This is a genomic window from Candidatus Roizmanbacteria bacterium (assembly GCA_016699265.1).
GTDB lineage: Bacteria > Patescibacteriota > Microgenomatia > UBA1406 > GWC2-37-13 > CAZLQR01.
The window spans coordinates 735253-761599 of the sequence record CP064967.1 but is presented as its reverse complement, the minus strand read 5'-3'; the positions used below and the strand labels follow the sequence as shown (position 1 = coordinate 761599).

The window sequence follows — 26347 nt, the reverse complement described above, 5'->3', positions numbered from 1 at the left end:
TCTGGTTCTATGCGTTTAGTATCCTTAGGGCTTCATAACTTTCGCAATATCAAAGATGCATCATTTACCATTGGTGAAAGACTCACCGTTTTTATCGGAGATAATGCTAAAGGGAAGACAAACTGTCTTGAGGCGGTGTATTTTTTAGTTCATGGGACCGGATTTCGCGAAGCGAAAGAGGAGGAGCTCGTTTTTTTTGGTGATAAACCAAGTACATACGTGGAAGGAGTTTTTACCGACGAGTCCGGAAAGATATCGTGCAAGGTAGGACTGGTCAGATCAGAGACAGGTTATGCAAAATCTTTTTTTATCAATAAAACCAAGAAGCAACTTAGGCAATACAAGCAAGAGCCTCGTGGGGTAGTGTTGTTTGCACCAGAGCACATCGAAATGCTAACAGGATCTCCAGATAAGAGAAGATCTTACTTTAATAAATTAATTTCACAGTTCGACTATCAGTATAAAAAAAGTCTCGATGCCTATGAGCGAGCAGTACGAAGAAGAAATAAAATTCTTGAGAATTTTGAAGATGTCATTAAACTTCGAGCCGAGCTTACTTTTTGGAATGAACTATGCATTCAAAATGCAAAGTATGTGACAAGTGTCAGGCAAAAGTACTGCGACTTCCTTAACAGCCATCCACTAATAGAAAGTAAAAAGTTTTGTATAGAGTATCTTAAAAACGAATTTAATCAATCTCAGCTTGATAGGTATGAAGAGCTTGAGTTGAAGACAAGGAGAACGATGTGTGGACCACAGAAAGATGATTTTCAGATTTTTCTCTCACAAAAAAAAGATACCACGGACAAAAACATTCAAAAGTTTGGTTCAAGAAGTGAGCAGCGACTGGCATTGATGTGGCTTAAAATTGCAGAAATACGATACTATCAGGAGGATTCTAAGTTTGATCCTATTCTATTACTCGACGACGTGTTCTCTGAGTTTGATAGTACGAACAAGGAAATGATTCTTGACTTAGTAAAGCAATATCAGACGATTGCCTCTACAACTGACTTGGAGATTGTACAGCTTGCCAAAAAACACAAGATTCCATCTGAGGTTATCAAGCTTTAATATTTTCTACTATCGTATGCCCAGTGTAATATAGCTTGGCGTTGTCTTGGGCGACAACCAAAATCCCCTCGTCTACAGTTTTTAGTAAGTTGAGAAATGTGACGCCGAATAGCTTTCCACCGCTTAATCTGTCGTTCATCATCTGCGCAGCGGCGTCCCATGTAATAGCGACAGTACCACTGGAACCACCCCCGTGGATCTTCATGATATATCCAACCCTTTTTCCGCCATACCTGAAGAGGTTGGCTCGCATTGACCTTAAAAAAGTTGAGTGTTGCATTATGTTTTTCTGCACATAGCTTTGCATTTTTAAACCAATCCTTCGGAAATTCTTTTCCACAGTCGGTCATATACTTACCACCGAATACACCGAGTTCGAGCATTTGTTTTGGTGTGAGATCTGGTTTAAAGTTAGGGTCAAAGTTTTTACCTATTGGTTCAGATAAGATATATCGATAGTTGCTCTGCATTTTATCAAGCACGGTTATCACAACCTCTTTCATATGAGTCTAGGGGGCAGAGGAACGAACTTACTTGTTCGTTTCGCATATTCTCGATAGAGAGGATTTTGGTTCTGTTTCTTCTCAAGAAGTGGGATACCCGAAACAAAAAGAATAAGTGTCGTTATTGTTAAAGGACTAATTATTGTCAACATTCCTCCAGAGGATAGAGCGAGTATGAACAATCCCCACCATTGAGTCACCTCACCGAAATAATTAGGATGACGTGAATATTTCCACAAGCCAGTTTGTAAGACCTGAGCCTTATCGGTTCTTTGATTTAAAAAGACAGCTAGTTGTTTGTCTCCTACAGATTCAAAGATAAATCCTAATATCCAAATAATTACACCAATATAATCGAAAATATTTAAAATAGAGGGACTTTCGATGTTCACAAATAACACCGGAGAGACTATAAGAAAAAGAAATAATCCTTGTAGCATGTAAACCTGTAAAAAAGACCTTATATAAAATAACGATCCCCACTGTTTGCGCCATTCAAGATAGCGATAGTCCTCCGCTTTATTTTTATTTCTTGCGTGAATATGCCAGGCAAGTCGAATCCCCCATATGCTAACGAGCATATTTACAAGGAACGGTTTAATTTCATAACTCTGATGAATGAAGAATGATGACCAAGCGAGGAATACAAAACCGAGTCCCCAAGCAACATCCGCAACATCATTTCTTTTCTTGATTACAGAAAATATGAACCAAAAACTCATGTAGATGAAAAGCAGTGCTACGAGTGTGAAATACGGGCTCATATCTTGAGGAATCTTATTACGTTATAGCTTATGTACGACACGGATGCAGAGAGTACCGTACCCCAGATAAGATCAACTACGGTTACAAGGATAGGCCAGTTCTTAATAGTAGCTAGATTGGTAAGGTCGTAGGTTGCATAGCAAATTAGCCCAAACAACGCCCCTAATAATAGCGCTTGAGACCATGATTGTTTCGCGAGAGATGGAGCAACAACAAAAACCACTAAGCCCACGATAAAAAGTAGATAAAAAATTATTGCCGCAGTCCAGTTAGGAGTTGCTTTCATCAAGTATCCTATTTGTGATTGATAAAAAGATTTTGCAATTAAACCTAACCAAACCATATCGATCGCAAAAAAAACAAACAGCGTTACCAGATACATTTTTATAAACATATTGATATATATTCTATCGTCTTTACTCCTCCAAGTCCAATACCTCATCGATTCTGATCTGAGCAACAAACTCAGGAACGTGCGAAACAAAGATCATCATCCCTTTATACTCATCAAGCGCCTGTGCAATTCTTGGAAGATGTCGGAAGTTGATGTGATTGGTTGGCTCATCAAGTATAAGAAGTCCGGGTTTTTGTAACACAAGCTGTGCAAATGCTACGAGTCCTTTTTGACCTTCTGAAAGCGTACCAATTTTCGAGTAGATATATTCATTTGTTATGAGAAACCCTGAGGCAACGATTCGAATTTCCTGTTCGTAGATTTTGCCCGTTGCTTCTTTCATAGTTCGTGAAAGAGACTCGTAGACTGTTTCGTCCGGATTCAAAGACGAGAAATCCTGTCGATAAGTACCTACCCGAATTCCCGGGGACATCGTTACACCTTTGGCCGTACCGTTTATTAGCGACTCGATGAATGTGCTTTTACCAATCCCATTTGGTCCGACGATGAGCAGATGTTTGTTTTTTTCGATAAAGACGCGAATATCTTTTGTGACTTCTTTATGATCCTGCATGACCGTAACCGATGTAATTTTGAGAAACTCATTTACCAGATCTTCTTGAGCCGGAATGGTAAATTGACGTATGGTCTTGTCCTCTCGTCGTACCGCAACCTTAGAGCTTTCCATTTCATCAGCTTTTTCACGCATTTTCTTTGCAACCAATCGCATACGTCCTCCCTTGTGGGCAAAAAAATTAGACTTATCTTTGTTTTCCTGGATACCTCGTTCCATCTGCGCATTCTGTCTTCTCTCCCGCTCAATTCTTAGCTCAATCTGCTCGAGCACATCATTGTAGTTACCGGCATACTGCTCAATTTTTTTCGTGTGACTATCGAGATAGAGGACGCCTTCGGTGAAGGCATTCAAAAACTCCGCATCATGGGAGATTACGATGACGCTTTTGGTGTAGTTAATGAGAAAGTCTGTAAGGTGTGCGATACCAGTGTAGTCTAGATTGTTGGTAGGCTCATCAAGAAGAAGTAGATCTGGCTCCTGGATCAGTGCAGATGCAAGAAGAAGTCTGGCTTGTTGTCCACCAGAGAACGACTTAATTATTTTGTCCAACGGTGCCTTCAAGTTAACAACGTCTAGTACCGCGCTTAGTTTCTTTTTTAACTCATGGGGGAGTACCTCGCCAAGATGCTTCTGGAAGTACTGTTCTACAGTAAGGCCCATCTCCTCAGGTGGAATGACCTGAAGCGCGGTTGCAATGATAATACGTTTATCGACATTAATTGAACCAGATGTCGGATTAAGTTTTCTTGTGATCAGTTTGAATAAAGTACTTTTACCGGCACCGTTCTGACCCATTAAAGCAACCTTCATCCCTTTACGGACAGAAAAACTCACTTCGTCTATGATGGTCTTGTTGTGCCCAAAGTCAAAGGAGACTTGCGAGAACCGTACGATCGTTTCCAAGGTCTAATTTTACCATAAAATTCCTCCGCATATTTTGAGCCTGAGCTTAGATGATATAATAGGTGTGGAAGGTTGGCTGAGTGGCTAAAGGCGCTAGTTTCGAAAACTAGTGGGAGCAATCCCTCACAGGTTCGAATCCTGTACCTTCCGCTTTCACCCGCCGAAGCCCAAAGGGCGGAGGAGGGCTTCGCTCGGGTTTCAGCGGACGAAGTCCGCCTTTAGATACACCATGCAAGTAAGTCTAGAAGGAGGGCTTGTACTTCATTAAAAATATCCCTCTCCATCGATCTAGACTCCTTATTTTGTAGCATATATGCGACTGACAACTCAAATCTACATTATTACTCTATTAACGGATTAAAGAATTAACGAATCCAATTCAGATGAAAATTACTAGATTTGAAGATTTCCCCATTTGGAAAGAGTCTATTAAGGTGGTTAAGGAAGTTTATAAGCTTACTTCCAATAAATACTTTAGTAAAGATTTTGGCTTAAGGGATCAATTGAGAAGAGCATCTGTTTCTATAAACTCAAATATTGTAGAAGGATTTGAAAAAAATAATAACAACGAATTCATTAGGTATTTAAAAATAGCAAAGGGCTCTTCTGGAGAAGTACGTAGTCAAATGTATATTTCGAGAGAAATAGATTATGTAACTGAAGAAGAGTTCGTAAAAATATCCAATCTACTTGACAATTTGTCTAGACAAATTGGTGGCTTTATCAATTATTTAACAAATAAGCGTATTAATAAAGAATTTATAACTAAAAATTAATGCGTTAATACGTTAATTCGTTAATGATAAATTGACTGTGAAATTACGATACTTGCTACTGTGTTTTATTTATATTCTTTTTGCTCCATTGGTTTTTGGACAGGCTTCAACAATAAAGATAAACGAGTTTCTTATTGATCCATCTCCCCAAATCGTAGAACTGATAAATACCGGTACCGAGATTGTCGATCTTTCCAATTGGCATATTGATGATAATGGGGGAACAACCTATTTTACGATTCCATCTGGAACTCAGTTATACCCAAATGCTTGTGTAAGTTTTTCTGGTAATTATAATTTCAATAGAACTACTTCCGATACCGTCAGGTTGTTTGACTCATCAGCTCCTCCAACCTCACTATCGGCCCATCTCATAGATGCTTTCGACTATAAAGCGAGTTCCGGATCAGGAGTTACTTTTCAGCGAATACCAGATGGGCAGTTGGTATGGGCTACAGGTGCTGCAAATTTTGATAAATATAACTTAACTGGATTATCGTGTGCATACATACCTTCTCCAACACCAACCTCGACTTCGTCTCCAACTCCCACCGAAACACCAACCCCCACAAGTACGCCTTTACCTACTCTGATTCCAACATTAATCCCTACCAATGCAACGTCGCCAACGAGTACCTCAATTCCCACACCAACTCAAATCCCAACATCAACTCACGCTCCTAGTTCAACACCCACGCAGATACCCACCGTAACCATAGTACCTACAAACACACCTGTCCCTACGGCTACAACAATTCCAACTTCTATACCGGAGATCGTAATAAACAATGTTTATTTATCTGAGGTTTATCCTAACCCAAACGATGGAGAGAATGAATGGGGCGAGATATATAACGACAACAGTTTTCCAGTCACCCTATCTAACTGGAGCATTGACGATGTGGAAAATACAGGGGCAAACCCTAAGTCATTCTCCGTTACCATTCCGGCCTATTCATTTCAGGTTGTTGATTTTACAAGTTCAGTTTTCAATAACGACGGTGATGAAGTGCGTCTGATAAACAACCGAGATCTATTAGTTGACTCATTTACATATACCAGCTCACAGAAGGGATTGAGTATTGGTAGGATTTCTTTTCTATCCTCCGGTTACTGTTTACAGATTGCATCGAAAAATATCAGCAATAATGAATGTATGGTGATTGAAAGTCCGACACCTACCGTAACCCCTACGCCAACCACTACTCCACTACAAACGCCAACACCTCTCCCAAGCCCGACCGGTATTCCAGAGATAAGGTATGTATATCTATCTGAGGTGTATGCATATCCAAATGAAAATGAACAAGAGTGGTTAGAACTCTATAACGATAATTCTTTTTCAGTGCAGTTACAAAACTGGAAAATAGACGACGTAGCAGATGGAGGATCTTCTCCAAAAAAAATCAACCTCACTATTCCGGGATATTCTTTTAAAGCGATAGATCTTTCGATATCAATGTTTAACAACGAAGGCGACACTGTACGTCTTCTTAACTCAGATGATTCGCTCATAGACACATTTGCATATGACTCATCGGAAAAGGGAAAAAGCGCAGGGCGCACATCGTTCGATTCCTCAAATTACTGTATTCAAAATCCTTCTAAAGAGTATTTCAATAACTCCTGTTTAATCGAGTCTTCGATAACCCCATCGCCAACTCCAAGTACAACTTCGACTCCGAGAATAACCGTTGGTCCGACGAGAACTAAAAGCGCAATTCTTGGTGAAGAAATCGCGAGTTATGAAAACAACGATGATTTAGTTAGGCCCTCCCGATACTATACAAGACCAACATTGAGTCATTCGCGATCGATTGAAGGCCATAAGGATACTCAAAAGGAAAAGGTGAGGACAGATCCAAGGATCAGGACGGTAAAGACCGCAACGATAATTTCTTCTATCATCTCTTTTTTGACAGCGGGGTTTCTCTTCATTAGAATCATTCTATGAAGAAATGGTTGTGGTATTGGGGTCCTCCAGTTCTGTGGATGATCACTATCTTCCTACTTTCTGCCCGAGAAAGAACCCAAGTTTCTGAGGTGTACGAATGGAATTTTGTGTTCTTCAAAACGCTTCATGTTATTGAATATGCGGCTCTTTATTTTCTCTTATTCCGCGCCTTCCTAAAAAATAATTCGAATGTATCGATGCGGAAAAGCGCTTGGGCTAAGGCTTTTATTGTTGCATTTCTATATGCAGCGAGTGACGAACTTCACCAGACTTTCGTTCCAACAAGAGAGGGAAAACCTCGCGATATCGCAATTGATACTATCGGTATGTTTTTGATGTATTCTTATAGTAAATATAAATATACATTTGTAAAACGATTCCTGAAATGAACGCAATAAAAAAATTCTTTTCTTACCTTTTTCTACCCGCTCAGCACAACAACTATCGAGCAAAGGTAATTCATCACGATGTATTAACAGCATATTTAGTTGTCGGATTTTTGTTAGTGAGTCTTAACAAGTTTGTAGTTCTACCTTTTGATAATGTTCTCGGACTGGCAAAAGACATCACTGTCACAAAATTGGTGGAATATACAAATGAGCAGAGGGTGAATAATGGATTAAAACCCCTTATCTACAATCAGAAACTTGCAACTGCAGCAGCAAATAAGGCACAGAACATGTTTGCCAACAACTACTGGGCACACTTTGGGCCAAATGGTGAGACCCCATGGCAGTTTATAACCGCTTCTGGATATAGATACGAATCTGCAGGTGAGAACCTTGCAAAAAACTTCTTGTACTCAAAAAACGTGGTAAGTGCATGGATGAACTCTCCGACTCATCGTGAGAATATGCTGCGTAAAGATTTCACTGAGGTGGGATTTGCGGTAGTCGACGGAGGCTTAGTTGGTGAGCAGACAACTCTCGTTGTACAGATGTTTGGTAGGCCATCTGAGGCAATTCAGGTGCAGAATAAAACTACGACTACTAAAAAAATTACTACTAAGAACTCGGTTCTCTCAGAGTTCACAACAGCTCAGATGGCGTCCGCTCCAAAGCCCATGATTCAACTACCATTCACCTCTACCCAACTAGCTTCAGGGTTTCTCATATTTTTACTAGGCATATTTGCCCTGGATTTTTATATGGCATCAAAACTTAAGCTAGTTAGAATGCATGGTAAAAGTCTTGCTCACTTCATCTTCCTATTTGCTATTGCTATTGCTACTATAATGTTGTTAGTTAACGGAACTATTTTATAGTTCGGTATAAATAAAATGAAAAAAGCACTGCAGGTGGAGTTAGGAGAGCACTATGTTGATTACCTTGTTTTAGCGACTGGGACAGTATTTTTTTTGATGTTTCTCAGATTTTTCCAAGGAGATAAATTTGCAAGTTACATGACAGTGCTTACCTTCAGTTCTTTCTATGTAGTCTGGGGTATCGGTCATCACATGAGAGACGACTCTGTCAATCTAAAGAATGTGCTAGAATACATCTTGATTAGTTTGGGCGTCCTGCTTTTATTAAGCGTCCTATTTTTTCGCTAATAACTATGAAAGGAATAGTACTTGCTGGTGGTAGAGCGACTCGCCTCCGACCGCTGACAAAAATCACTTCGAAACAACTTCTTCCGGTTTATAACAAACCGATGATCTACTATCCGATAGAGACCCTCATCAGAGGAGGAATAAAGGACATCTTAATAATAGTCGCCCCCGAATATGCTGGTCATTTTCTCCATCTGCTAGGATCGGGGAAGGAAATGGGAGTACGTTTTACCTATGAAATTCAGGAAGAGCCACGTGGTCTTGCAGACGCATTTATAGTTGGAGAACAGTTCATCGGAAAGGGACCAGTTACCATGATTCTTGGAGATAACATCTTCGATTTCGACTTCTCTGAGAGTATAAAGAACTTTTCAACAGGAGCAAAGGTCTTTGCAAAGGAAGTTGAAGATCCTGAACGATTTGGAGTGGTTGAGTTTGACACTAACCATAAGGCGCTTTCTATCGAGGAGAAACCACAAAACCCCAAAAGTAAGTATGCGGTAGTAGGTATGTATATATATGATAATAAGGTAATCGAAATTGCAAAGTCTTTGAAACCATCGGAGCGGGGAGAGGTCGAGATCACGGATGTGAACAATGCATATCTTCAAAAAGGAGAGCTACAGGTGGATATCATAGAAGGAATTTGGGAGGATGCAGGAACCTTTGATAGTTTACTTCGTATAAACAACTACTGGGCAGAGAAAGCCAAAAAGCTAGAAGCTGGTGGCTAGTATTTAAGTTACGTTATGCTCCTTGATACTTCCTGCTAATTTCTGTATTCTAATTGTATGGATCTAACACAAATTCTTGTTGCGGTTACTCTTTCTGTCACATCTCTCTTTATGATCCTGATCGGATATCAGGTTATTAAGATTTTGCAGGAGATTAGGGTGATGTTGAAGAAGGCGGAGACTATAGTAGAGAGCTTTGAGCGAGTAGGTTCGGGAGTCGAAAACGGCTTTAATGACATGATGGGTTTTGTTGGTGGACTAAAAAGCGTCTTTAAGATCTTAGAAATTTTCAGACAGAGACAGGGTTCTCGATCAGACGATCAAAATGAGTCAACAACACCATAATCCTTCTAATTTTTGGTTTGGTTTCTCACTTGGTACTATCATGGGAGTTGCTGGCGTGTATCTATTTGGTACCGAACAAGGCCGGAAGAATCTTCATAAGGCGCTGGAACTTACCGAGAATTTGGAGGAGACCGTTGAGAAGGCGATGGGAGGCGTTGGAGAAGAGTATATTGATGGACTCGCAGGTTCAGAGACAGTTGGCAGGGATAAAGGTGCCGAGGCAGGTTCAGTCGTAGAGGAAAAAGAATCTTTGCTTCAAACTCTTCTTAAAACAGTTATAGACTTTGCAGCGCGATCTCAGACCAAAACGCACAACTTTGAGGTAAGAAACGGCAAGGTAGTACACTAGTTCAATTGCACTTGCAAAATAAAAATACTTGCTGTATAGTATAGGAGTTTTAATAACAAACCCCGCATGGGCGGGGCGTTTTGTTTATAGAAACGATCCCTCAATAGTTGTTCGCGCCACAATACGAGATGCCTAAACTGACTAATACAAACGATCAACCAAGAAAAGAGCTCCTCATAGGAAAATCTGAACCAAATCTAGAGAAATTAGATTTGATCGAAATTCAAAAGAATTCTTGGAACCAATTTCTTACAAAAAATCTTCGTGAAATACTTCAAGAATTTTTCCCTGTGGAAGATTACACAGGGAAAAAGTTTACATTAGAGTTTGAAGATTTTTATTTTGGAGAGCCAAGATATCCTCTAGCACTTTGTAAAGCAAAAAAACTCACTTACGATACTCCCGTTTATCTAAAGCTTAAACTCATCAATAAAAAGATGAATCAAGAGAAAAAGCAGGATGTGTACTTTTTCAATCTTCCAAAAATGACAGATCGAGGCACCTTTATTATCAATGGTATCGAGCGCGTTGTGATAAACCAGTTAGTAAGAGCGCCGGGAGTATATTTCACCGCAGAGATTGACAAAACAACGGGATTAACCCTATACAACGCTGAGATCCGACCATACATTGGTGCATGGCTAGATATCACTATCAATAAAAATAACTTAATCGAGGTCAAGGTAAACAAAAAGAGAAAGTTCTTAGGATCTGCGCTAGTTCGTATCTTTGAAGGGGACTCAACCGCACAAATTCTTCAGTCCTTTAAGGATCTTGATCAATCACTCGTTGATAAATACATTCTCCCAACAATTAAAAAGGACGCAACTCAGAATAGAAATGAAGCAATTCTTGAGATTTATCGTAAAGTTAAGCCCGGAGAGCCTCTCATTCTTGATAACGCAGTTGAGACCATTAACAATCTTTTCTTCAACCATAGACGATACTCATTGTCTGACGTTGGACGATATAAAGTTAACAAGAAATTAGGAGTAGACCTAGAAATTACCCGAGAAAACTACCTCCTCACTAAGCAGGACGTGATCGAGACCATTAAATATCTTGTCTCTATGACAAATGGAGAGAAGTCATTTGATGATATTGATCACCTAGGAAATCGAAGACTTCGCACAGTTGGAGAGTTGGTAGGAATGTATGGTATTCGAGTAGGAATGGTGCGTGCCGAGCGCGAGATAAAAGAAAGAATGAGCTTAGTTGCAGGAGAGGTTAATGTAATTCCTTCACAGGTAGTTAACTCAAAACCTTTGACTGTAGCCTTAAACTCCTTCTTCAGAACAAGTCAGCTTTCGACAATCGTAGATCAAACAAATCCATTATCAGAGCTAGATAACTTGCGAAGAATTACAGTAGGAGGACCAGGTGGAATTGAGAAGGAACGTGCTTCATTCTCAATTCGAGATATTTCGGCCTCACAGTATGGACGCATCTGTCCAATTAGATCTCCTGAAGGTCCAAACATCGGAGTGGTCACCTATATGGCTTTATACAGTCGTGTAAACAAATACAACTTTTTAGAGACTCCATACAAAAAAGTCGAAAAGATTAAGGTTGGAAGTAAGATTATGGCAAAGGTCACCGATGCCTTAGAGTACTTCCAAGCAGACGATGAAGAGCAATTTTACATCACTTCCGATACGGTAAATCTAAGCAAAGATGGAATTATCACCGATGAATTTGTGGTCGCAAGACACAAAGGCGATATCGTGGAGATCCCAGCCGAGAAGGTAGACTATATCGATATCTCACCTCGACAAGTAATTGGAGCAGCCGCAGCAGTAATTCCGTTTTTACAAAATGACGATGCCAGTCGAGCCCTGATGGGTACGCACATGCAATGTCAGGCCGTACCGTTGGTTCAGCCAGAGGCTCCTTTTGTTGGAACCGGTATGGAGCGAACCATCTCACAGGCTTTGGGAAGAACGATCTACGCACCGGAAGATGGAGTTATTGAGTATGTGGATGGTCAGAAGGTCGTTTTGACCACAAAGAACAAGAAAAAATATGAGTATAACCTTGATCGTTTCATCAAGACAAACAAGGATGTTGTGTTTGATCAAAGACCACGGGTTGAGCTGAATCAAAAGGTTAAAAAAGGAGATTTACTCGTCGATGGACCAGCAACTCATGATGGAAGTATGGCTCTTGGACAGAATCTCGTTGTCGCATACACCTCACTGAACGGTCTAGGATATGAGGATGGATTTGTAATCTCAGAAAGACTGAGAAAGAAAGATCTTCTCACCTCAATCTCAAGTGAAGAGTTCATCGCAGATGTCGTTGACACTAAGCTAGGACCGGAAGAATTAACACGAGATATTCCAAATGTACGAGAAGAGGTCTTGGCCAATCTTGATAAGGATGGACTTATCGTGATCGGTACCGAGGTAAAAGGCGGAGATATTTTAGTTGGTAAAGTTGCTCCGAAGGGAGAGAAAGAACTATCTGCTGAAGAAAGATTACTTCGCGCTATCTTTGGAGAGAAGGCAAAGGACGTTAAGGACACATCACTTCGAGTGCCATATGGTAAACGAGGAGTGGTTGTAGGTATTCAGATCATCGATACAAAGAAGGACCCAAATGAACTAGAGCCAACCGTCATCAAGAGAATTCTTGTAACGATTGCTCAGCTGAGAAAGATTACTGTTGGAGATAAGCTTGCAGGAAGACACGGAAACAAAGGAGTCATCTCACGCATTCTTCCTGAGTGGGACATGCCTTATCTTGAGGATGGAACCCCAGTTGACGTTGTTATCTCACCACTCTCAATTCTTGCACGTATGAATCTTGGTCAGTTGTATGAGACAATGTTAGGATTCGTCGCACAAAAAGAAGGAATAAGAATGAACTTCCCGGTCTTTGAGAAGATACAGGAAGACTTCATAATGAATGAGTTGAAGAAATTAGATCTTCCAGTTGACGGCAAGAGAACCTTGTATGATGGCCAAACAGGTAAAGCATTTGATCGAAAGGCGCTTGTTGGAGTCGGATACATCTTGAAACTGATTCACATGATTGAGGATAAGTTCCATGCGCGATCAGTTGGACCTTACTCGCTTGTTACTCAGCAGCCTCTCGGAGGAAAGTCGCAAATGGGAGGTCAGAGATTCGGAGAGATGGAGGTCTGGGCACTTGAATCACATCGAGTTCCTGCCGTTCTTCAGGAGATGTTGACGATTAAATCAGATGATCTACGAGGTCGTGTAAAGGCCTTCGAGTCGATAATTAAGGGTCTAGATATTCCAGAGTCAAATGTTCCAGAATCATTCCATGTTCTTTTGAAAGAGCTGAACGCGTTAGGATTAGCAGTTGATTACATAAAATAATGGACGACCTACCAGTAGTTGATTTTAGCGGTCTAAAAATTCGCCTTGCGTCACCGGAGGATATCTTAAAGTGGGCAAAGGGAGAGGTTACGAAACCGGAGACAATTAACTACAGAACATTGCGACCAGAAAAGGATGGATTGTTTGATGAGCGTATTTTTGGCCCAACCAAAGACTACGAATGTTACTGCGGAAAGTACAAAAGAGTTAGATATAAGGGCATTGTCTGCGATCGCTGCGGAGTAGAGGTCACCACATCTGCAGTTCGACGTGAGAGAATGGGATTCATTAAACTTGCATCACCAATTGTTCATATTTGGTACTTCAAGGGAGCTGCAGCGCCATTAAGCACGCTACTCGATGTGCCTCCACAGGCACTTGAACGAGTAATTTATTACGCGTTATACTTGGTGACCGAGGTCAATGAAGATAAACAGAAAAAGACAGCGGTTGCGCTCGACGAGTACAAGCAAAAAGAGATTAAAAAAGAGGAAGAGCAGCACGAAAAAGACAAGGACGAGGTTCGATTAAGTTTCGATAAACAGAAAGCGGCTCTTGAGAAAAAGCTTAGCAATAAAGAGCAGGCGGCCATCGCGCTTCAGGAGCTATCCCTTAAGGAGAAGGAACAGTACAAGCAGGTCTCAAACAAATTCATTGAGAAAAAGGCTCAAAAGACAGCATTTTTTGATCGTGTAATTAAGATCGTAAAGTCATTAAGACAGAACGATCTTCTTGAAGAAGATGATTATCTCTACCTTAGAGAGTACAACCTTGAGAAATTTATAAAGGTCGGAATGGGATCTGAGGTCGTCTATGATACTTTATCAAATCTTGATCTTCAGGGTCTTTACACAAAGGCACTAAACGAACTACCAAAAGCAAAGGGTGAAAGACGAAACAAGTTATTGAAGAAGGTTCGTGTCATCGAATCCTTCATTAAGAGTAAGACGATGCCGGTATGGATGGTGCTCACCGTTCTTCCAGTTATCCCACCAGATCTTCGACCTGTCGTACAGCTTCCAGGAGGAAAGTTCGCCACCTCAGACTTAAATGATTTTTATCGACGAGTCATCAATAGAAACAATCGCTTAAAGCAGCTCATTGACCTTGGAGCACCTGAGATCATTCTGAGAAACGAAAAGAGAATGTTGCAGGAAGCTGTTGACTCTCTTCTTGATCTTCAGAAATCTCGAGGACGTTCACGAGCTCAAGGATCTGCCTCAAAGATTCAGAAATCGTTATCGGACGTTCTGCGAGGTAAGCAAGGACGATTCCGACAGAATCTTCTTGGAAAGCGCGTAGATTACTCTGGACGTTCAACAATTATCGTCGGACCTGAACTGAGAATTGATCAGTGCGGTGTTCCAAAAGAGATGGCCTTAGAGCTTTTCAAGCCACACATGCTACGAGAGATCATCGTCAGAGGTTTGGCACCAAACATCAAGAGTGCGAAGACATTCTTGGAGCACAAAGATCCTGTTGTGTACGACATTCTCGAAGAGGTGACGAAAAATCACCCAGTGTTACTGAATCGAGCACCAACACTACACAAACTCTCGATTCTTGCATTCTATCCAGTCTTGACCGATTCCTATGCAATCAAACTTCATCCTACTGTCTGTGCTGGATACAATGCGGACTTTGATGGAGATGCGATGGGATTGTTCGTACCTCTTTCAGCAACCGCTATTGAGGAGGTTAAGACAAGAATGTTGCCATATCAAAATCTATTGAAGCCGTCAGACGGATCTCCAATCGTAATTCCAAACAAGGAAATGGCTCTAGGTATCTACTACCTATCGACCATGGATAATGGATATCTTGATATCAAAGACGAAACCCTAAAAGCGTACGGCAGTCTCGATGAGGCGGTAACCGCGTTCCATCTTGATCAGATTAATGTTAGACAGCCAGTGTTAGTTGAGATTAAGGGTAGCGTCATTAGAACATCTGTCGGAAGAATTTTGGTCAATCAATTACTTCCTGTTGAGCTCCAGTTTATCAACAAGGATATAAAAGCCTCAGACGTCAAAGATCTGATCGTTTTGGCGACCAGAATTTACAAAGATAACCAGAAGGTTGGAGAACTAATAGATCGACTGAAGGAAATTGGATTTTGGGGAGCTACCATCTCTGCAGGACTTTCAGTCTCGGTTTATGACTGTAAGATTCTCGCCGACAAAGGAGCAATTATTAAGGAATCCGAGAAAGAGATCGTTAAGCTCGAGAAGAGCTATGAGCAGGGACTTCTTACCATCGAAGAAAAGCGAAGATTCTCAAACAAGCTCTGGATAGAGACAACTGAGAATTTAGCAGATAAAACATGGGCAATTCTAGACGAGGAGAATCCTGTTAAGATTATAATTAAGTCAGGAGGAGCACGTGCCTCACGAGAGCAGCTTAAGCAGCTTTCTGCTATGAAGGGACTAGTCGTTGATCCTCTAGGTAAAATCATTGAGGTTCCGACTAAATCTAATTATCGTGAAGGACTTTCCATCTTTGAATATGTGATCTCAGCAAGAGGAGCACGAAAAGGTCTTACCGACTCAGCTCTTAAGACGGCAGACGCAGGATACCTTACCAGAAGACTCGTTGATGTTTCACATGACGTAATTGTGAGAGAGTTGAACTGTGGTACAGACACAGGACTTGTGGTGAGCGTAGAAGACGAACGTGGTGATAAGTTCGCGGAAAGAGTACGAGGAAGATATCTATTAGAAGACGTCGAAAACGCAAAGAAGGAAGTAATCCTCAAGAAGGGCGACATGCTTGATGAGCAGGCCGTAGCACTCCTAAAGACCGAAGGTATTACTCGAGTGATGGTTGGTTCTGCTCTTTACTGTCAGGCAAAGTACGGAGTATGTAAGAACTGTTATGGAATCGATCTATCAAACAGCGGAATCGTTGAGATCGGTGTACCGGTCGGAGTTATGGCTGCCCAGTCAATTGGAGAACCTGGAACACAGCTTACGATGCGTGTCCGACATTTCGGAGGAATCGTTATCTCAGACGTTACACAAGGTCTACCACGAGTAGAGGAGCTGTTTGAGGCGCGTACACCTAAGGTCATCTCACCAATCGTTGAGGTTGGCGGAAAGGTTTCTGTAACAGAGGATCTGAGCAAGGATGTGTATATCGTAAAGGTTACCTCTGCCGATGAGAATCAACAGGTACAGGAGTTTATGATTCCTATGTCACAGCAGCTTAAGGTAGCCGATGGAGACTTAGTGGCTCGTGGAACAGCTCTATCAGAAGGATATCTTGATATTAGCGACATTTTATCAATCAAGGGTTTACATAGCGCACAGGGCTATCTCCTTGACGAAATCCAAAAAGTGTACGAATCTCAGGGAATCGCAATTCACGATAAGCACTTCGAGGTAATTATTAAGAAGATGAGTGAAAAGATCATCATCGAAGATGAGGGTGACACTGAGTTTATTAAGGACGAGGTCGTATCTCGAATTCGATTCGAAGAGGAAAATAAGAAGATCTTGGCGCAAGGTGCAAAGCCAGCTGTCGGTAAGGTTTCAATACTTGGAATTACCAAAGCAGCAATACATACAGACTCATGGTTGTCATCTGCATCATTCGAGCAAACGACTGGGGTTTTGAGCTCTGCAGCAATCAAAGGCCAGGTGGATTACTTGTTAGGTTTGAAAGAAAATGTTATAATTGGACGATTAATACCGGTCAACGAGGAACTTATTAATAAATATTACGCGAGATTCCAAAGCAAATATGCCAACAATCAACCAGCTGATCAAGCACAAGAGACTAAGACGAGTTAAGAAATCTCGTGCTGCTGCATTGAAGTCAAACTTCAATTCTCTTGAAAGAAGATACGTCGCTCATAACTCTCCTCAAAAGCGTGGAGTTTGTACCGTTGTCCGAACGATGACTCCTAAAAAACCAAACTCAGCCTTAAGAAAGGTTGCGCGTGTACGCCTATCTAACAAGATGGAGGTAACTGCATATATTCAGGGAATTGGTCACAATCTCGCTGAGCACTCAATCGTTTTGGTTCGTGGAGGACGCGTAAAGGATCTTCCAGGTGTGAAGTACCACATTGTCCGAGGCAAGTTCGATACTGGTGGTGTTGATGGAAGAAAAACATCTCGTTCTAAGTACGGAACCAAGATGGAAAAGAATGCCTAATTTAAACTACTAAAATGCCAAGAGGTAACTATAAAAAACAACCAATTAGACCAGATGCACTTCACAAAAGTCATGAGGTCGCCAAGCTTGTAAACTACATCATGCTTGATGGTAAAAAAAGTGTTGCTCAGAAGATTGTTCACGAAGTATTTGCTCGTTTTACCGCTGATCAAAAAGATCCAGTTCAGATTCTTCATCAGGCAGTTGCGAATGTTGCGCCAAACTTCGAGGTCAAGCCACGAAGACTTGGAGGAGCATCCTACCTTGTTCCTGTTGAGGTGAGACGACAGAGAAAGCTATTTCTTGCGCTAAACTGGATTATTGACGCAGCAAAAACACGATCGAATAAAGAGTTCAAAACATTTGCAAACAAGCTTCATGTAGAATTATCAGAAGCAGCACAAAATACTGGTAATGCAGTGAACAAGAGAGCTCAGACAGAGAAACTTGCAGAGGCAAATAAGGCATTCGCCCACCTCAAGTGGTAATCCTCGTAGAACGTGTAACGTGTAACGTGTAACGCAAGTCTTTCTTGAGATACATGTTTCGCGATACAAGATTCGCGTACTAACTATGGCACAGAATAATTTAATTACAAAAGACAGAAACGTCGCATTAGATAAAATCCGAAACGTCGGAATCATTGCGCATATCGACTCCGGAAAAACAACAACTACGGAGCGTATTCTTTTTTATACCGGCCGATCATATAAAATCGGAGACATTGACGACGGAGATACTCAGATGGACTGGATGCCTCAGGAAAGAGAAAGAGGTATTACCATCGTTTCTGCCGCAACCACCACATTTTGGGGTGACGTTCGCATCAACATCATTGATACTCCAGGACACGTAGATTTTACCGCTGAGGTTGAGCGATCCCTTCGCGTACTTGATGGGGGAGTCATAGTTTTTGACGCAGAAGAAGGAGTGCAAAGTCAGTCCGAAACAGTTTGGCGACAGGCAGATAAATACAAGGTTCCACGTATTTGTTTCATTAACAAGATGGACAAACTCGGTGCTAATTTTGAAGGTACGACACAGGAGATTGAGGATCGTTTAGGTGCGAACCCTGTCGTAATGGTTTATCCAATTGGCAAGGAAGATGATTTTAAGGGAGTTATGGATCTTTTGTCCAGAAAGGCAATGATCTGGGACAAAGATAAACAAGGAGTAGAGTACACGACAACCGAAATTCCCGAGGAATATAAGGAGACTGTAGAAAAATGGAGAGCAAAATTGATAGAGAAGGTTGCTGAGACAGACGATGCCTTACTTGATAAGTTTCTCAATGGTAAAGACATTACTGTGGAAGAGGTTAAAAAAGCTCTTCGAGCAGCGGTAATTGGATATAAATTAATTCCGGTATACTGTGGAACCTCACTACGAAACAAAGGCGTACAACCAGTTTTAGACGCAATTGTCGACTATCTTCCTTCTCCAATGGATCTGAAGCAGGTAGAGGGCATAAATCCAAGAACTGGAGAAACAGAAATTCGTAAACTTACATCTGATGAGAAGTTTTCTGCTTTAGCATTCAAGATTCAGCTTGATCCACACGTTGGAAAAATTACCTATGCAAGAATTTACTCAGGTACGTTAGAGGCTGGCGCAAACGTTTATGATGTGAACAAAGGAAAACAGGAGAGAGTAAGTCGACTCATGTTAATGCATGCAAATCAAAGAGAGGAGATCGATAAGGCCTACTCAGGAGAAATTGTTGCCTTAGTTGGACCAAAGGAAGTTGTCACAGGAGACACCCTTACGCAAAAGGAAAGCCCAGTTTTACTCGAAAAGATTACTTTCGCAGAGCCAGTCATCTCACTAGCAATTGAACCAAAGACCAAGGCAGATCAGGAAAAATTAGCCTTTGCTCTTCAAAGACTTTCTGATGAGGATCCAACCTTCCGAGTGAAGATAAACCACGAAACTGGTCAGACAATTATGTCAGGAATGGGAGAGCTACATCTTGAGATTTTGGTAGATAGAATGAGAACCGAGATGGGAATGGACGCGAACGTAGGTAAGCCTCAGGTTGCATACAAAGAAACTATCTCAAAGGAAGCGGATGCTGAGGCAAAGTACATCAAGCAAAGCGGAGGACGCGGTCAGTATGGTCACTGTTTGATTAGATTAATGCCGCTTGGACGTGGAGAAGGATTTAAGTTCATCAACGGAATTAAAGGAGGTTCGATTCCAGCAGAGTATATACCGCCAATTGAAAAGGGAATTATCGAAGCAATGGAAAAGGGAGTTCTTCTAGGATATCCTATGGTTGATCTTCAGGTTACTCTCTATGACGGAAGCTATCATGACGTTGATTCATCTGATATTGCGTTTAAGATTGCCGGGTCAATGGCGCTTCAAGATGGTGCAAAGAAAGCCGGAATCTCACTACTTGAACCCATCATGAAGATGGAGGTAACTGTCCCTGACGAATTTATGGGAACTGTCATTGGTGATCTTTCAAGTAAAAGAGGAAAGATCTTGGGAACCGATAAAAAGGTAAGGCTACTGTCATTAAAGCATATGCGCCACTCGCGGAACTTTCAGGATATGTAACAACACTACGTTCCTTAACGGAAGGACGAGGAATTCCATATATGGAGCCTTCACACTATGAAGAAGTTCCTCAGAACATCGTAAAGGCAATGCAGGAAAAATAAGGCGATGTGTCCATAAGGTCCATAAAGTCTATAATGTCAAAAGGTTCTGGACTTTAAGGACTTTACGACTTTACAGACCTTTGACTAAACATGCGCTATTTAATATTCTCCGACACTCACCTTACTCCAACCTTCGAGCCTAAAAAATTTGCCATTCTTAAAGATGCGATTAAGCAGGTTGATAAGGTCATCATTAATGGTGATTTTTGGGAAGGATATGCTGGTACTTTTCATAATTTTGTTAGTTCACGTTGGGCAAAGGAATTATTTCCTCTGTTAAAGAGCAAAAAAGCAGTTTATCTGTTTGGAAATCACGATCCACGAAGGTTGGCGGATAAACGTATGGATCTTTTTTCTGACTATCAAGAGGAGGAATTCGTCTTTAAGTCTGGAACTAAGACCTTCCATATAATGCATGGAAATCGTATAGTTGTGTTTCCTGATGTTTCTGCTCGAGTCCGTATTATTCTTGAGTTCGTCGAAGGTATTGTACTGAAAATCTTCGGTAAGCTTTTCATTAGACTCGCATATAAACGCTTTAATAATTACATCAAAAAAAAGATCCCTACCATAATAAAGGATGATAAGTACTTGATTACTGGTCACACGCATTTTGCGGAAGTTGATCTTGAAAACCGATATCTTAATGAAGGATTTATACACTACGGATATGCCCAGTACCTCTTTATTGAGGATGGAAACGTAACCGCAGTGGAGAAGAGATATTGATCCATTTGTAAAGTGAACTTTCGTTCACTATTTTGATCTTCATGGGCGAAACTTCTTATTTTTTTTGGGCTCCTATTCATACTTGGTTGAACGTCATTCTCATTACGAACACTGATGCCTTTTTTGCTTCCGTCATGCAGTCGGTCTATCTGTCACTGCGAGGGAAACCTGTAATCGTCGGTCAAGAATGAGGCTTAGCAACAGTGTCTTTTAAAGGTAAATATTAAATAGAGATATTACAGAAATTTTAAGTTATATCTTATTAAAGATCGGCATCAAAATGTCGTAATAGAGTAAAACTAAGTTCATGATTCTTTAAACTTAAAAAAATTACTTATAGGTTGAAAATTTTGGCTCTAAGTTTTGAAAAACATAGCTACGAATCTGAGATTCGAACTATCAAAGTCGTGCCTAGACCGCTAGCGGTAGAGTACGTTAAGTTTGGAGCCACTAGGCAATCTGTGCCTTAGCCTTAATCAACTATATCAATCTATATTACATTCGTACATAACGGCTCAATAAAGTAAGGTAAGAATATGAGAATTTGAATAGTCACCATACGCCGATTTATTTCTTATCTAAAATAAAATTATTCTGAAAGAATTACACATTCTAAGTTTTTATGTTATGTATTTGCTTGTCTTGGCTAAGATAATGATGAGTCTTGTCTAAATGTATATAAAAAATTACTTTGTAGTGAAAGAATTCAATGATATGAATATATGGACTATTCTTAAGCCTTAAACCTTAAAGTGAGCGGACAGTTTTGATGGTCGTGTTTTACTGCTTTACAATATGTTCTACCGTACATAATGAGGCGATTGGTAAAATTGAACCACTCAGATTGCGGCAATAGCTTCATAAGATCTTTCTCGATCTTAACTGGATTAGATTCCTTAGTGAGACTTAGTAGCCGAGTAAGTCGGATTACGTGTGTATCAACCGCTATACCAACAACAACACCATATGCGTTACCAAGTACGACATTTGCTGTTTTTCTGGCGACCCCGGGAATAGTGAGTAACTCCTCCATGGTTCGTGGAACTTTGCCATCAAACTTTTGCTGAACAATTTTAGCGGCAGCTAATATATTTTTAGTCTTTGCGCGATAGAAACCGGTAGAGAAGATGTATTTTTCGAACTCCACAGGATTGGCATTTGCATAGTCAGTGATTCTTTTGTACTTATTAAATAACTTCACAGTTACCTCGTTAACCTTCTTATCGGTGCACTGAGCTGAAAGTATAACGGAGACCAACAACTCCCATGGATTGGAGTAATTTAGGGCACATTTGGCATCGGGAAATAACTCAGCCAGTTCCTTATTGATTAGAGTAGCTAACCTCTTCCTCTTTTCCATGTCGTTAATGTTACCACCCTTTGTGTCCATAAAGTCTATAAGGTCTATAAGGTCAGAGACAAGGTCATTAAGGTTGGGGACAGACTCTACAGCGTCTTTATGAAGGCGGACAGCAATCTGGAAATTTCGGTTGTCAGTATGCTAATGGTTTCAAACTCCTTTTTAGAAATACATCCTAAGTCCAAAGCTAAATAGGACATTGATTTCACTTCAGCACTCGAGCCTTTAGCAATGAATAGAAAATGCGACAATTCTTTATCTCCACGTCTTTCAAATCCTTCAGCTATATTATTCATAATAGAAATTGAGGCTCGTTGAATCTGATCTTTAAACGAATAATCTTTCGAATCTTTGAATAGCTTGTAAATTAGTCGAACTAATTCTCTAGCTTTCTGCCAGGAACGGATTTCTTCAAATGTATTTATTTTCATATTTTTTGACTTTAAGACTTATTGTTTTTTTTGACTTTACGACTTTACAGACGTTACGGACTTTCGACATATCACATGAGTCCCTTCTCTTTCATGCTTGTGAAGTCTTTTTCGCAGACTACGACATGGTCAAGGACCTCAATATCTAAGATTTTTCCGGCATTTTGAAGCTTCTTGGTCACAAGGATATCTGCCTCTGATGGGGTAGAGTCTCCCGATGGATGGTTGTGACTAAGAATAATATGTGCACATAGATGGCGAATGGCTGGTTCAAACACTTCTCGTGGATGAACGATGCTTGCGTTCAAAGATCCGAGTGAGACGAGCTCTTTTTTGATTATGCTATTTCTCGTGTCTAGGTAGTAGACATAGAAGGGTTCTTTTTTGGTCATGTGCGTTGAGAGCATGTCCTTCCAAATATCGGATGGTGAGAGTATCTCTTTTGCTCTATTTTGTCATGAAGTCGTTCCCCCAGTTCGATTACGGATAAAATCTGCATTACCTTTGTATTGCCCATCCCCTTATCTTTATAAGATCTGCAAATAGCCCCTTTTCACCTACGCGATGTGAAAGGGCAGTACATACGCGTTTGGCAAGCGTGAGAACATTCTCACCCTTTCTTCCTGTGCCAAGTATGATGGCGAAAAGTTCCTCTGTCTTCAAACGACTGGCGCTTTTATAGCGCATAAGCTTCTCTCTAGGCCGATCAACATTAGGTAAGTCCTTAATTCGCATACGAAATACCTTATACGTTATACGAGATACGTTGTCGATGGATTATATGCTACAAAAATAGCTATTTGAAGGTTGCTGACGAGCAGATATTGGAGTAGTAGTCGCTAAATTTCTTATCCGGACCATAAATCGGATCATGCATTATATACGAATCACCGTCTTTCTTGGTAAGTACAACAAAATGGCTTCCACCACTACCACATCCGCCTACTCCAACAATCACATAGTTGCCATTTTGAAGTTCCTGATCAATGTTAGATACGGGTGTATACGATCTTCCGCCAACACTCCTCCAAGGTAGCGTAACGTACGCTGTATTTCCATAAAATCTGTTTGCATCTGCGGCCAAGTCTCCAGGAGTTGAACCATCGCCGTATTTTTTGGCGACCATTGCGGTAGAGGTAATCAAACATCCTACATTAAGAACGTTTTCTGATGAATAACCCATAGTTCTATTTGCCCATCTCTCGTCTCGCTGTGAGTAGTAGTTTCCATCAGACCCGTTTCCCAAAGAGTTGGCGCCAATTACTGAGCTAGCTCCAGATGTCTGAACGAACGACCTAAAGCCACTTAACTGAGCCTGTGCTTGAGCGAGTAGCCTTTGATATGTAAACTCATCGCTTTGGGTATCTGTCAGAAGTTTCTGTTTCTGTGCTTTCTGTCCATTTAAGGCAATTTTTTGCCCTTCAAGTGCGTCACTTAGCTTAGCCAGCTCAATCTGCTTGTCTTCTCTAAGATCCTTTTGTTGTTCGAAGTTGAGTTTAGCTTGTTGGACCTGAAAAGCAAGCTTGCGATCATTTTCCTCAGCAACCTTTGCATACTTAAGGCGATTAATCATGGTCGATGCGTTGTCAGGATCTATAAATACAGCCAGAAAGGGAGGCTCTCTTCGTTTATAGCTTTCGACAATTTTCTCAAGTAGCAATTTGCTTAGATAATCGAGAGATGAGTTAAGGGTAACAATTCTTCCTTTAAGACTTTCTACCTCGTCCGCCGTTTGGGAAATCTTACGTTCCGTGTCCTGAATGCGAAGTGTGGTGAGGTAGATTTGAGTATCTGCAAACTCAATCTGCGAGGAAAGAGTGTTTTTTTGATCGCGAATTCCTACTAGCTTTTGTTCGTACTCACTAATAAGTTTTTTACAGTCCGCTTCGTTGCCACAGCTTTGCGCCTTAACTATGTGTGATACTGTAAAAAAAGATATCAGTAAAGCGAGCGTTAGACCGGTATATAAAATGAGCTTCTTCATTTTTAATTTGTCATTAACGAACTAACGTATTAACGGATTAATTCGTTAATTCTTTAATCCGTTAATTAACAATGGGTAATTACTTATCTTATGTACTTTGATGTTGATAGGTAGTTTCCAAAGTACCCTATACCGATTCCTGCCAATACGGTTAATAAGTAAGATATGAGGATGAAAAGTGGACTTGGAGGCCAGACGAAAAGACCGTACGAACCAAGACCTAAGAATGAAAGATCCGGAATTCCAGATAAATAAGAACTGATAACCGGTTGGAGTACGAAAAAGATTAAATAGTACAGGAAGAATGCTATGCTTCCGCTCGCGAAACCAAAGAACATTCCTTCCTTAAGGAAAGGCCATCTAACATAAGAATGAGAGGCGCCAAGAAGTCGTAGCAGCTCAATCTCCTCCTTCTTTAGTGCTATTTTAAACGCGGTAGTGGTCATGAGTACTACAAACACTACAATGACCAAAAAGGCGAGAATGAAGATCGAAACGCGTCTCAGCATTGTAGTTAGAGACAAAAGCTTATCGATTACATCTTTTTGGAACACTACCTCATCGACTCCCTGCATATGATTCAACTGCTCGGCAATCTGCGGGAGATCGGAAATTTGGTTGGCATATATTTCGAGTGAGGCGGGCAGTATATCTGCACTTACCATTTCTAGAAGCAGGGGATTGTTCTTATTTAGATTTTTATAAATCTTCAGAGCGTCTTGCTTGGAGGTATACTTCACGTTCGAAACCTTTCCAGAGCTTACTAATTGTTGTCGAATTGAGGTAATGGAGCTTTCCTTCGTTTCGTTCTGGAAGTAGACAGTCACCTGAGGCTTGGTCTCAACATAAGATAGAATTCCGTTAAAAAACGTTGTCATTCCAAATAGAAATACTGCAAGGAATAGGGTAAAGAAAAGGATAAGAAATGAAGCAAACGATTGGTACGGAGTCCGTTTTATTGATGTAATTATTTCGTTCATAGGTCGTATCCCCCTTTTTTAATGTCTTTCTTAAGCTCGCCTTCTTTCATCACAAAAACTCTCTTTCTCATACTGTTAACAATATCACTATTATGAGTAGCAAACAGAATTGTTTTTTTACCCTCGAGTTTTTTGAAGATCTTCATAATTTCCCATGAAGTTTTGGGGTCTAAGTTTCCGGTCGGTTCATCGGCTACTATTATTTCTCGATTTCCGACAATGGCACGCGCTATCGCAATTCTTTGAAGCTCTCCGGCGGACATCTGAGAAGGAAAAGCACGTTCTTTATGTTTCAGACCAACGAGCTCAAGCGCTTCCTGTACTTCTGAATCAATTTGTGAACGAGAGGCCGACTGAATGCGTAGACTCATAGCTATGTTCTCAAACACGTTTTTATCTTGCAGAATCTTGAAGTCCTGAAAAACAACGCCCATCATTCTTCGAAGATTCTCGGTCTGATTAAAGTTCGGAGCGGTTATCTCCATATTATTTACCAGAATAGTTCCCGAGGATGGGGTTAGCTGCTTGAGGATAAGTTTAAGAATGGTGGTTTTACCCGCTCCCGATGGGCCAACAAGAAACACAAACTCGTTTTCCTTAATCTCAAAGCTGACATCTTTCAGTGCAGCGTTCCCCATAGGAAACTGCATCGAAACATTTTGAAAACTAATCATTGTACATTCATTATAATGAAAAAATGCGATTTTTATTGCAGATCACCAATTAACGAACTAACGCATTAACGAATTCAATCCGTTAATTCTTTAAT

The 26347-nt window shown here is 40.7% G+C and carries 26 protein-coding genes, 1 tRNA gene and 1 pseudogene; 17 read left to right on the top strand and 11 right to left on the bottom strand.

The genetic code is table 11. The features are described from left to right. Positions 1-9 precede the first annotated feature (9 nt). On the top strand, positions 10-1074 hold the full coding sequence (gene recF, locus IPH70_04435) for a DNA replication and repair protein RecF (GenBank protein ID QQR63720.1): 1065 nt from the start codon (positions 10-12) through the stop codon (positions 1072-1074). Here the strand turns inward: recF and IPH70_04430 are convergent. Genes IPH70_04430 through IPH70_04415 form a run of 4 tightly spaced genes read right to left on the bottom strand, consistent with a single transcriptional unit; the run spans position 1071 to position 4123 of the window. Continuing rightward, a complete protein-coding gene (locus IPH70_04430) occupies positions 1071-1577 on the bottom strand; it encodes a hypothetical protein (protein QQR63719.1) in 507 nt (168 codons plus the stop codon). The two genes, recF and IPH70_04430, sit on opposite strands and share 4 nt — an antisense overlap. Next, a complete protein-coding gene (locus tag IPH70_04425) occupies positions 1574-2341 on the bottom strand; it encodes a DUF1295 domain-containing protein (GenBank protein ID QQR63718.1) in 768 nt (255 codons plus the stop codon). Before IPH70_04425 ends, IPH70_04430 begins: the two co-directional genes overlap by 4 nt. Next, positions 2338-2736 carry a DUF2177 family protein gene (locus IPH70_04420; protein QQR63717.1) on the bottom strand — a complete coding sequence of 133 codons (399 nt, stop codon included), beginning with the start codon at positions 2734-2736 and terminating at the stop codon, positions 2338-2340. The genes IPH70_04425 and IPH70_04420 overlap by 4 nt, the downstream gene beginning before the upstream one ends. A 22-nt stretch (positions 2737-2758) precedes the next feature. Further along, positions 2759-4123, bottom strand: a complete 1365-nt coding sequence (locus tag IPH70_04415; protein QQR63716.1) for an ABC-F family ATP-binding cassette domain-containing protein — start codon at positions 4121-4123, stop codon at positions 2759-2761. 159 nt (positions 4124-4282) lie between these two features. Between IPH70_04415 and IPH70_04410 the strand changes: the two genes are divergently transcribed. The 16 genes and pseudogenes from IPH70_04410 to IPH70_04335 all read left to right on the top strand — a co-directional run bounded on the left by IPH70_04410 (position 4283) and on the right by IPH70_04335 (position 21014). Beyond that, a tRNA-Ser gene (locus IPH70_04410) sits at positions 4283-4366 on the top strand. Positions 4367-4599: 233 nt separating this feature from the next. Beyond that, complete coding sequence (locus tag IPH70_04405) at positions 4600-4992, top strand: four helix bundle protein (protein QQR63715.1); 393 nt, start codon at positions 4600-4602, stop codon at positions 4990-4992. 37 nt (positions 4993-5029) lie between these two features. After that, positions 5030-6946 (top strand): lamin tail domain-containing protein, encoded by a 1917-nt coding sequence (locus tag IPH70_04400; protein QQR63714.1) that lies wholly within the window; start codon positions 5030-5032, stop codon positions 6944-6946. After that, entirely contained in the window at positions 6943-7335 is a 393-nt protein-coding gene (locus IPH70_04395) for a VanZ family protein (protein QQR63713.1), read from the top strand. The genes IPH70_04400 and IPH70_04395 overlap by 4 nt, the downstream gene beginning before the upstream one ends. After that, a complete protein-coding gene (locus tag IPH70_04390) occupies positions 7332-8210 on the top strand; it encodes a hypothetical protein (protein QQR63712.1) in 879 nt (292 codons plus the stop codon). The genes IPH70_04395 and IPH70_04390 overlap by 4 nt, the downstream gene beginning before the upstream one ends. Positions 8211-8225: 15 nt before the next feature. After that, entirely contained in the window at positions 8226-8498 is a 273-nt protein-coding gene (locus tag IPH70_04385) for a hypothetical protein (GenBank protein ID QQR63711.1), read from the top strand. A gap of 5 nt (positions 8499-8503) precedes the next feature. Next, positions 8504-9232, top strand: a complete 729-nt coding sequence (locus IPH70_04380; protein QQR63710.1) for an NTP transferase domain-containing protein — start codon at positions 8504-8506, stop codon at positions 9230-9232. Between the two features lie 57 nt (positions 9233-9289). After that, positions 9290-9577 (top strand): hypothetical protein, encoded by a 288-nt coding sequence (locus IPH70_04375; protein QQR63709.1) that lies wholly within the window; start codon positions 9290-9292, stop codon positions 9575-9577. Next, positions 9558-9926: a hypothetical protein gene (locus tag IPH70_04370; GenBank protein ID QQR63708.1), complete on the top strand. Its 369-nt coding sequence runs from the start codon at positions 9558-9560 to the stop codon at positions 9924-9926. The genes IPH70_04375 and IPH70_04370 overlap by 20 nt, the downstream gene beginning before the upstream one ends. A gap of 128 nt (positions 9927-10054) precedes the next feature. Next, positions 10055-13270 (top strand): DNA-directed RNA polymerase subunit beta, encoded by a 3216-nt coding sequence (locus IPH70_04365; protein QQR63707.1) that lies wholly within the window; start codon positions 10055-10057, stop codon positions 13268-13270. Continuing rightward, positions 13270-17061 (top strand): DNA-directed RNA polymerase subunit beta', encoded by a 3792-nt coding sequence (gene rpoC, locus IPH70_04360; GenBank protein ID QQR63706.1) that lies wholly within the window; start codon positions 13270-13272, stop codon positions 17059-17061. The genes IPH70_04365 and rpoC overlap by 1 nt, the downstream gene beginning before the upstream one ends. Next, positions 17012-17428 (top strand): 30S ribosomal protein S12, encoded by a 417-nt coding sequence (gene rpsL, locus IPH70_04355; protein QQR63705.1) that lies wholly within the window; start codon positions 17012-17014, stop codon positions 17426-17428. Before rpoC ends, rpsL begins: the two co-directional genes overlap by 50 nt. A gap of 14 nt (positions 17429-17442) precedes the next feature. Then, the gene (rpsG, locus tag IPH70_04350) at positions 17443-17916 is read left to right on the top strand and encodes a 30S ribosomal protein S7 (protein ID QQR63704.1); all 474 of its coding nucleotides are present in this window, start codon (positions 17443-17445) and stop codon (positions 17914-17916) included. 85 nt (positions 17917-18001) lie between these two features. Next, positions 18002-20094 (top strand): annotated as a pseudogene (fusA, locus tag IPH70_04345) (elongation factor G). Positions 20095-20184: 90 nt separating this feature from the next. After that, positions 20185-20823, top strand: a complete 639-nt coding sequence (locus IPH70_04340) for a metallophosphoesterase (protein QQR63703.1) — start codon at positions 20185-20187, stop codon at positions 20821-20823. 41 nt (positions 20824-20864) lie between these two features. Then, a complete protein-coding gene (locus tag IPH70_04335) occupies positions 20865-21014 on the top strand; it encodes a hypothetical protein (GenBank protein QQR63702.1) in 150 nt (49 codons plus the stop codon). 542 nt (positions 21015-21556) lie between these two features. Here IPH70_04335 and nth read toward each other — a convergent pair. From nth to IPH70_04300, 7 genes are all read right to left on the bottom strand, one after another. Continuing rightward, positions 21557-22183 carry an endonuclease III gene (gene nth / locus IPH70_04330; GenBank protein ID QQR64426.1) on the bottom strand — a complete coding sequence of 209 codons (627 nt, stop codon included), beginning with the start codon at positions 22181-22183 and terminating at the stop codon, positions 21557-21559. An 86-nt stretch (positions 22184-22269) separates the two neighbouring features. Further along, on the bottom strand, positions 22270-22614 hold the full coding sequence (locus IPH70_04325; protein ID QQR63701.1) for a four helix bundle protein: 345 nt from the start codon (positions 22612-22614) through the stop codon (positions 22270-22272). A 71-nt stretch (positions 22615-22685) separates the two neighbouring features. Continuing rightward, the gene (locus IPH70_04320) at positions 22686-23021 is read right to left on the bottom strand and encodes a hypothetical protein (GenBank protein QQR63700.1); all 336 of its coding nucleotides are present in this window, start codon (positions 23019-23021) and stop codon (positions 22686-22688) included. A gap of 91 nt (positions 23022-23112) precedes the next feature. Further along, positions 23113-23349: a hypothetical protein gene (locus IPH70_04315; protein QQR63699.1), complete on the bottom strand. Its 237-nt coding sequence runs from the start codon at positions 23347-23349 to the stop codon at positions 23113-23115. Positions 23350-23410: 61 nt separating this feature from the next. Further along, on the bottom strand, positions 23411-24598 hold the full coding sequence (locus IPH70_04310; GenBank protein ID QQR63698.1) for a hypothetical protein: 1188 nt from the start codon (positions 24596-24598) through the stop codon (positions 23411-23413). An 83-nt stretch (positions 24599-24681) separates the two neighbouring features. Further along, positions 24682-25578 (bottom strand): hypothetical protein, encoded by an 897-nt coding sequence (locus IPH70_04305; protein QQR63697.1) that lies wholly within the window; start codon positions 25576-25578, stop codon positions 24682-24684. After that, positions 25575-26252 carry an ATP-binding cassette domain-containing protein gene (locus tag IPH70_04300; GenBank protein ID QQR63696.1) on the bottom strand — a complete coding sequence of 226 codons (678 nt, stop codon included), beginning with the start codon at positions 26250-26252 and terminating at the stop codon, positions 25575-25577. The genes IPH70_04305 and IPH70_04300 overlap by 4 nt, the downstream gene beginning before the upstream one ends. Positions 26253-26347: the final 95 nt, after the last annotated feature.

Excerpts from the sequence above, each read along its gene's own strand:
- rpsG (QQR63704.1), top strand. The coding sequence starts at position 17,443 with ATGCCAAGAGGTAACTATAAAAAACAACCAATTAGACCAGATGCACTT.
- IPH70_04315 (QQR63699.1), bottom strand. The coding sequence starts at position 23,349 with ATGCGAATTAAGGACTTACCTAATGTTGATCGGCCTAGAGAGAAGCTT.
- IPH70_04375 (QQR63709.1), top strand. The coding sequence starts at position 9,290 with ATGGATCTAACACAAATTCTTGTTGCGGTTACTCTTTCTGTCACATCT.
- IPH70_04320 (QQR63700.1), bottom strand. The coding sequence starts at position 23,021 with ATGCTCTCAACGCACATGACCAAAAAAGAACCCTTCTATGTCTACTAC.
- IPH70_04340 (QQR63703.1), top strand. The coding sequence starts at position 20,185 with ATGCGCTATTTAATATTCTCCGACACTCACCTTACTCCAACCTTCGAG.
- IPH70_04365 (QQR63707.1), top strand. The coding sequence starts at position 10,055 with ATGCCTAAACTGACTAATACAAACGATCAACCAAGAAAAGAGCTCCTC.
- IPH70_04420 (QQR63717.1), bottom strand. The coding sequence starts at position 2,736 with ATGTTTATAAAAATGTATCTGGTAACGCTGTTTGTTTTTTTTGCGATC.
- rpsL (QQR63705.1), top strand. The coding sequence starts at position 17,012 with ATGCCAACAATCAACCAGCTGATCAAGCACAAGAGACTAAGACGAGTT.
- IPH70_04335 (QQR63702.1), top strand. The coding sequence starts at position 20,865 with ATGGGCGAAACTTCTTATTTTTTTTGGGCTCCTATTCATACTTGGTTG.
- nth (QQR64426.1), bottom strand. The coding sequence starts at position 22,183 with ATGGAAAAGAGGAAGAGGTTAGCTACTCTAATCAATAAGGAACTGGCT.
- IPH70_04310 (QQR63698.1), bottom strand. The coding sequence starts at position 24,598 with ATGAAGAAGCTCATTTTATATACCGGTCTAACGCTCGCTTTACTGATA.
- IPH70_04300 (QQR63696.1), bottom strand. The coding sequence starts at position 26,252 with ATGATTAGTTTTCAAAATGTTTCGATGCAGTTTCCTATGGGGAACGCT.
- rpoC (QQR63706.1), top strand. The coding sequence starts at position 13,270 with ATGGACGACCTACCAGTAGTTGATTTTAGCGGTCTAAAAATTCGCCTT.
- IPH70_04380 (QQR63710.1), top strand. The coding sequence starts at position 8,504 with ATGAAAGGAATAGTACTTGCTGGTGGTAGAGCGACTCGCCTCCGACCG.
- IPH70_04305 (QQR63697.1), bottom strand. The coding sequence starts at position 25,578 with ATGAACGAAATAATTACATCAATAAAACGGACTCCGTACCAATCGTTT.
- IPH70_04430 (QQR63719.1), bottom strand. The coding sequence starts at position 1,577 with ATGAAAGAGGTTGTGATAACCGTGCTTGATAAAATGCAGAGCAACTAT.
- IPH70_04385 (QQR63711.1), top strand. The coding sequence starts at position 8,226 with ATGAAAAAAGCACTGCAGGTGGAGTTAGGAGAGCACTATGTTGATTAC.
- IPH70_04325 (QQR63701.1), bottom strand. The coding sequence starts at position 22,614 with ATGAAAATAAATACATTTGAAGAAATCCGTTCCTGGCAGAAAGCTAGA.
- IPH70_04425 (QQR63718.1), bottom strand. The coding sequence starts at position 2,341 with ATGAGCCCGTATTTCACACTCGTAGCACTGCTTTTCATCTACATGAGT.
- recF (QQR63720.1), top strand. The coding sequence starts at position 10 with ATGCGTTTAGTATCCTTAGGGCTTCATAACTTTCGCAATATCAAAGAT.
- IPH70_04405 (QQR63715.1), top strand. The coding sequence starts at position 4,600 with ATGAAAATTACTAGATTTGAAGATTTCCCCATTTGGAAAGAGTCTATT.
- IPH70_04395 (QQR63713.1), top strand. The coding sequence starts at position 6,943 with ATGAAGAAATGGTTGTGGTATTGGGGTCCTCCAGTTCTGTGGATGATC.
- IPH70_04390 (QQR63712.1), top strand. The coding sequence starts at position 7,332 with ATGAACGCAATAAAAAAATTCTTTTCTTACCTTTTTCTACCCGCTCAG.
- IPH70_04370 (QQR63708.1), top strand. The coding sequence starts at position 9,558 with ATGAGTCAACAACACCATAATCCTTCTAATTTTTGGTTTGGTTTCTCA.
- IPH70_04415 (QQR63716.1), bottom strand. The coding sequence starts at position 4,123 with ATGAAGGTTGCTTTAATGGGTCAGAACGGTGCCGGTAAAAGTACTTTA.